The sequence below is a fragment of the Kitasatospora sp. NPDC052868 genome (assembly GCF_044547105.1).
Lineage (GTDB): Bacteria > Actinomycetota > Actinomycetes > Streptomycetales > Streptomycetaceae > Kitasatospora.
Window position 1 is genome coordinate 216,970 of the sequence record NZ_JBITZW010000007.1, and the last position, 6,328, is coordinate 223,297.

Below are 6,328 nucleotides of genomic sequence, written 5' to 3' on the forward strand. Positions count from 1 at the left end.
GTTTAGCCCAGCTGTGGCGGCCCTTAAGAATTCCTCGATGGACCGCACCCGCCCCCACCAGGCAGATTGCTCCATGTCCGGTGCGAGGCAGGCCGCAGTAGCCGCCCCGCCGGGCCCCGCAGGCCTGCCCACACCAGGCCGCCCCACCATGCGTCAGGAGCCGCCGCAGTGAAGGCACTCGTCAAGCAGCACGCCGAGCCCGGGCTCTGGCTGATGGACGTCCCGAAGCCTGTCATCGGCCCCGGCGACGTGCTGATCAAGGTGCTGCGCACCGGTATCTGCGGCACCGACCTGCACATCCGCAACTGGGACGGCTGGGCGCAGCAGACCATCACGACCCCGCTGGTGCTCGGCCACGAGTTCGTCGGCGAGGTCGCCGAGATCGGCGCGGCCGTCGCGGACATCGCGGTCGGCGACCTGGTCAGCGGCGAGGGCCACCTGGTCTGCGGCAAGTGCCGCAACTGCCTGGCCGGCCGCCGCCACCTCTGCCGCAACACCGTCGGCCTGGGCGTCGGCCGGGACGGCGCGTTCGCCGAGTACGTCGCGCTGCCCGCCTCCAACGTCTGGGTGCACCGGGTGCCGGTCGACCTCGACGTCGCGGCGATCTTCGACCCCTTCGGCAACGCCGTGCACACCGCGCTGTCCTTCCCGCTGGTCGGCGAGGACGTGCTGATCACCGGCGCGGGCCCGATCGGCATCATGGCCGCCGCCGTCGCCAAGCACGCCGGCGCGCGCAACGTGATGATCACCGACGTCTCCCCGTACCGGCTCGACCTGGCCCGCGAGGTCGGCGTCTCGCTGGCCCTGAACGTCGCGGAGCACACCATCGAGGAGGGCCAGCAGAAGCTCGGCCTGCGCGAGGGCTTCGACGTCGGCCTGGAGATGTCCGGCCGCCCCGAGGCGCTCCAGTCGATGATCGCCAACATGACGCACGGCGGGAAGATCGCCATGCTCGGCCTGCCCGCCGAGCAGTTCCCGGTCGACTGGGCCTCCGTCGTCACCTCGATGATCACCATCAAGGGCATCTACGGCCGGGAGATGTTCGAGACCTGGTACGCGATGTCCGTCCTGCTGGAGGGCGGCCTCGACCTAAGCCCCGTCATCACCGGCCGGTACGCCGCCACCGACTTCGAGGCGGCCTTCGACGAGGCGGCGAGCGGCCGCTGCGGCAAGATCATCCTCGACTGGACCGTCTGAGTCTCCCCGACTCGCTGACTAGGAGCCACCGTGTTCGACAACGTGCGCGACGACCTCTCCGCCACCCTCGACGAGATCCGTGAGGCCGGCCTCTTCAAGCCCGAGCGGGTGATCGGCAGCCCGCAGAGCGCCGCCGTCACCGTCACCGGCGGCGGGCGGCCCGGCGAGGTGCTGAACTTCTGCGCCAACAACTACCTCGGCCTGGCCGACCACCCCGAGGTCATCGGCGCCGCGAAGGACGCGCTGGACCGCTGGGGCTACGGCATGGCCTCGGTGCGCTTCATCTGCGGCACCCAGGACGTCCACAAGGAGCTGGAGAACCGCCTCTCGGCGTTCCTCGGCCAGGAGGACACCATCCTGTACTCCTCCTGCTTCGACGCCAACGGCGGCGTCTTCGAGACGCTGCTCGACGAGCGCGACGCCGTCATCTCGGACGCCCTCAACCACGCGAGCATCATCGACGGCATCCGGCTGTGCAAGGCCCGTCGCCACCGCTACGCCAACCGCGACCTGGCCGACCTGGAGCAGCAGCTCAAGGAGACCGCCGACGCGCGCCGCCGCCTGATCGTCACCGACGGCGTGTTCTCCATGGACGGCTACGTCGCCCCGCTGCGCGAGATCTGCGACCTGGCCGAGCGCTACGACGCCATGGTCATGGTCGACGACTCGCACGCGGTCGGCTTCGTCGGCCCTAACGGGCGCGGCACCCCCGAGCTGCACGGCGTGCTGGACCGCGTCGACATCATCACCGGCACCCTCGGCAAGGCCCTCGGCGGTGCGTCCGGCGGCTACGTCGCGGCCCGCCGCGAGATCGTCGCCCTGCTGCGCCAGCGCTCGCGCCCGTACCTGTTCTCCAACTCGCTCGCCCCGGTGATCGCCGCCGCCTCGCTGAAGGTGCTCGACCTGGTCGAGAGCTCGACGGAGCTGCGCGAGCGGCTCGCCGCGAACACCGCGCTCTTCCGGTCGAAGATGACCGAGGCCGGCTTCGAGATCCTGCCCGGCGACCACCCGATCGCCCCGGTGATGATCGGCGACGCGGCCAAGGCGGCCCGTCTCGCGGAGCTGCTGCTGGAGCGCGGGGTGTACGTGATCGGGTTCTCGTTCCCGGTCGTCCCGCACGGCCAGGCCCGGATCCGGGTGCAGCTGTCCGCCGCGCACTCCACCGAGGACGTCGAGCGCGTCGTCGCCGCCTTCATCGACGCCCGGGCGGCCCTGGGGGAGTGATCCCCTGCCGGCGGCCCTCCCGTCGACGGCCCGCCCGCCGACCGCCCCGCCGCTGACCGCGCGTGGCGGGCCCGCTCGGAACCGGGCGCGCCACGGGCACCCGAGCCGCTGTGCGGCGCAGGCCGGACCGGCCCGCCTGCGCCGCACGGCACCCAGACCATCTGCCCCACCCTCCCGCCCGGGAGTGGGAAGTCGGCCCGGCCGACCTCCCACTCCCGTACGCGGAACCGCCGCAGGCTGATCACTGCCACCTGGCGGGCCCGGCCACCCGTCCGACGCTGGCAGAATTGGCCTGTGATCGACGCAAGACGGCTGCGGACCCTGCGGGCGGTGGCGGACCACCGCACCGTGACCGCCGCGGCGGCCGCCCTCTACCTGACCCCCTCCGCGGTCTCCCAGCAGCTGACCGCCCTGGAGCAGGAGACCGGCCACCACCTGCTCGCCCGCGAGGGCCGGGGCGTGCGGCTCACCGCCGCCGGGGAGATCCTGCTCGGCCACGCCGACGCCGTCCTCGCCCAGCTGGAACGGGCCGAGGCCGACCTCGCCGCGTACAGTGCGGGCGTCGCCGGGGAGGTCACCGTCGCCTCCTTCGCCACCGGCATCGGGCTGGTCCTCGCCCCCGCCATCGGCACCCTCGCCACCCGCGCGCCCGGCGTCCGCCTCAAGGTGCTGGACGCCGAGGGCGACGCGAGCCTGCCGATGGTCCTGGACGGCCGGGCCGATCTGGCCGTCGCCGTCGAGTACCGGGGCGCCCCGCGGGCGGACGACGCCCGGCTGACCAGGGTGCCGCTGTACGCCGAGCCCTTCGAGGCGGTGCTGCCGCTCGGCCACCCGCTGGCCGCCGGGCCGGGCCCGATCGCCGTCGCCGACCTCGCCGACGAGCCGTGGATCGGCCCCTACCCGGGCAACCCGTGCCATGACGTGGTGCTGCTGGCCTGCGAGCACGCCGGCTTCCAGCCGCGCCTGGTGCACTCCTCGGACGACTTCCGCGCCGTCGTCGCGCTCGCCTCGGCGGGCGCCGGGGTCGCCCTGGTGCCGCGTTCCGCGCTGCGCGGGGTGGACCTCGGGCAGGTCGCGGTCCGCCCGGTGGACAGCGCCCTGGCCACCCGGCGGGTCTTCGCGGCCGTCCGGGCCGGCGCGGACGGGCACCCGCTGATCCGCCCGGTGCTGGACGCCCTGGCCGAGGCGGCGGCGGCCTCCGCCTGAGGCCCGCGCCCCGGCCGGGGCGCGCCGCACCCGCCGCGCCCGCCGACCGGACAAGCCGAACAGGCCGGACAGGCCGAACAGGCCGGACAGGCCGGACAGGCCGGACAGGTCCGTCGGGCCGCCCGATCGGCGAGGACGGCGCGCGGCTACGGGGCGGGGGTGCCGAGCGGGATGGGCGGGCCGGTCAGGAGGGTGCCGGTCTCGGAGTAGGGCCAGCCGTTCGGCACACAGCCGTGCAGACCCTTGATCTGCTGCATCATCACCGGCGCCGGCAGGCCGGGCCCGGGGCAGTCGACGTGGCCGAGACCGATGACGTGCCCGACCTCGTGGTTGACGGCGAGCGCGTGGTAGAGCTCGGGCTGGCCGGTGTAGAACTCCGTCAGCTCGTTCCAGCGCTTGACGTTGATGACCACCTGGTGGCCCACCCCGCAGTTCACCCGGCCGCCGGTGTCCAGCCCGTACTGGCCGCATATCCGGTCGGTGGTCTCCGGGGTGGCCAGGTAGACGGTGAAGTCCACCGGGTCGGCGGGCATGCGCTGGAAGGAGCGGGTGCCGTCCGCGGTCCAGCCGCGCCGCCCGTTGCCGAGGACGGCGTCGACCTCGGCGGCGAACTGCCCGGGGCTCTCCTTGAGCCCGTTCTCGGCCCTCACCTTGTAGCGGTAGAGCTGCTCCCCGGTGCCGAAGCGCGGGGAGCCGCCGGCGGCGGTGGTGAACTCCATCGGCTTCGGTCCGGCGGCGGCCGTGCTCCAGGGGTGCCACCACAGCAGGCCGGCGGTCACGGAGCCCGTCACCGCGAGGGCGAGCGCGCCTTGCCAGGCCCTGCGCCGGGATCCGGTGAAGGCCCTCACCGGCCGCTCCCCATGGCGGGGCGGCCGTACGGACGGCGGGTCGGCCGCCGGAGGGCGGGGGGTGTCAGGAGCCCCGGCAGGGCGGTGGCGATCGGTCGGGTTCGGTCTGGGGCATGGCTGGACATGGTGGCGCTATGACTCCTGTACGGGGAAGGGAACGAGTGTACGGCTACGTAGGAAGGGACGAGCCGGACAGTGCGGATGGTTCGATCCCTCGCGCAGCGGGTCGAATCCGGCCCTTCCGGACCGCCGGCTCGCCCCCGTCACCCCCATCGCCCTCGGCAAGCCGGGTGGATCGCCACCTTCACGATCAATTTAGGTATGGCTATCTTTAGTGTGCGTGCCGTCGAGGGGGCGCCGATGGCAGGCCGGCCCGACGGCGAGATGCTGACGATGCGTCAGAATGCGGGGGAGGCTGCCGCGATGTCGGATCAGTTCCATGGATTGCGCACGGCCGTGCCGGGATCGCCGTCGGACCGGCGCGCTGCCCGTACCCCGCCGTCCAAGGGCACCGGCCCCGCGCTCGGGCCGGGTGGCGCCGAGGCCGACGCCCCGGGCCCGCCCGCCCCCGGACTGCTGGTGCTGAGTAGCGTCCTGATGGCACGCACCGCACGCCCCACCCGCCGTCCGGTCCTGCCGGGCGCCTGAGCACCGCGTACGGGAGCCGGCGGTGCCGGCGGCGGGAACGGGTGCGCGTGGCGTTCCCGCTGCGCTGCGCCCGGTGCGGGGCGAATAGGGTGGGGGTGCGGTCGATGATCACCTGTGCCCGTAGGAGAACCCATGAGTCCGATCCCTGTCCCCGATGCCCCGCTGCCGGTCGGGGTGATCGGCCTCGGCGACATCGCCCAGAAGGCGTACCTGCCGGTCCTGGCGGCACTGCCGGGGCTCGATCTGCGGCTGATGACCCGGGACCGGGCCAAGCTCGACCGGATCGGCGAGACCCACCGCGTCGATCCGGGCAAGCGGTTCACCGACCTCGGCGAGCTGATCGGCAGCGGGATCCGGGCCGCGTTCGTCCACGCGGCGACCGACCAGCACGTTCCGATCACGGAGCAGCTGCTCACCGCCGGCGTCGACGTCTACGTCGACAAGCCGCTCGACTACACCCTGGACGGCTCCCGCCGCCTGGTCGACCTGGCCGACCGTGCGGGCCGTTCGCTGATGGTGGGCTTCAACCGCCGCCACTCGCCCGGCTACGTGCAGGCGAAGGAGCGGCCGCGGGATCTGATCGTGCTGCAGAAGAACCGCGAGGGCCTCCCGGAGGCCCCCAGGTCGATGGTGTTCGACGACTTCATCCACGTGGTGGACACCCTGCGCTTCCTGGTCCCCGGCGAGGTCGAGCACGTGGATGTCCGCTCCCGGGTGCGCGACGGCCTGGTGGAGCACCTCGTCCTCACCCTGGCGGGCGAGGGCTTCACGGCGCTGGGCATCATGAACCGGGTCTCCGGCTCGACCGAGGAGATCCTCCAGGTCTCCGGCGGCGACTCCAAGCGCGAGGTCCACAACCTCGCCGAGGTGATCGACCACCGGGGCCAGCCCACCATCCGCCGCCGCGGCGACTGGGTCCCGGTGGCCCGCCAGCGCGGCATCGAGCAGGTCGTCCTGGCCTTCCTCGACGCCGTCCGCACCGGGAAGACCCTCGACGCCCACGACGCCCTGCGCACCCACGAGCTCTGCGAGCAGATCGTCCAGCGCCTGGAGTCCTGACCGCCGGCCAGGCACCCCCTGACCAGGCCGCCGCGGGGCGCCCCCCCCCCCCCCCGGGGGGGGGGCGGCCCCCCCCCCCGGCCCGCGCGGCCCGGCCGGCCCGATGCCGGGGGCGGCGCCCCCCAACAAATGCGGGTGGGGTGGGG

General features: G+C 73.7%; 6 protein-coding genes. 5 read left to right on the forward strand and 1 reads right to left on the reverse strand.

From position 1 onward, the window contains the following. Nucleotides 1-168 precede the first annotated feature (168 nt). From tdh to ACIGZJ_RS14760, 3 genes are all read left to right on the forward strand, one after another. Nucleotides 169-1,197 (forward strand): L-threonine 3-dehydrogenase, encoded by a 1,029-nt coding sequence (gene tdh, locus ACIGZJ_RS14750; RefSeq protein ID WP_396457544.1) that lies wholly within the window; start codon nucleotides 169-171, stop codon nucleotides 1,195-1,197. Nucleotides 1,198-1,227: 30 nt separating this feature from the next. Then, nucleotides 1,228-2,421, forward strand: a complete 1,194-nt coding sequence (locus ACIGZJ_RS14755; RefSeq protein ID WP_392932551.1) for a glycine C-acetyltransferase — start codon at nucleotides 1,228-1,230, stop codon at nucleotides 2,419-2,421. A gap of 294 nt (nucleotides 2,422-2,715) precedes the next feature. Next, a complete protein-coding gene (locus tag ACIGZJ_RS14760) occupies nucleotides 2,716-3,627 on the forward strand; it encodes a LysR family transcriptional regulator (RefSeq protein ID WP_396457545.1) in 912 nt (303 codons plus the stop codon). A 146-nt stretch (nucleotides 3,628-3,773) separates the two neighbouring features. Here ACIGZJ_RS14760 and ACIGZJ_RS14765 read toward each other — a convergent pair whose 3' ends face one another. Further along, the gene (locus ACIGZJ_RS14765; RefSeq protein ID WP_396457546.1) at nucleotides 3,774-4,475 is read right to left on the reverse strand and encodes a DUF3152 domain-containing protein; all 702 of its coding nucleotides are present in this window, start codon (nucleotides 4,473-4,475) and stop codon (nucleotides 3,774-3,776) included. Between the two features lie 423 nt (nucleotides 4,476-4,898). Here ACIGZJ_RS14765 and ACIGZJ_RS14770 point away from each other — a divergent pair, with 423 nt between their 5' ends. Together ACIGZJ_RS14770 and ACIGZJ_RS14775 are read left to right on the forward strand one after the other, a co-directional pair. After that, nucleotides 4,899-5,123: a hypothetical protein gene (locus ACIGZJ_RS14770; RefSeq protein ID WP_396457547.1), complete on the forward strand. Its 225-nt coding sequence runs from the start codon at nucleotides 4,899-4,901 to the stop codon at nucleotides 5,121-5,123. Between the two features lie 162 nt (nucleotides 5,124-5,285). After that, the gene (locus ACIGZJ_RS14775) at nucleotides 5,286-6,182 is read left to right on the forward strand and encodes a Gfo/Idh/MocA family protein (protein WP_396457666.1); all 897 of its coding nucleotides are present in this window, start codon (nucleotides 5,286-5,288) and stop codon (nucleotides 6,180-6,182) included. The last annotated feature ends 146 nt before the right edge of the window (nucleotides 6,183-6,328 follow it).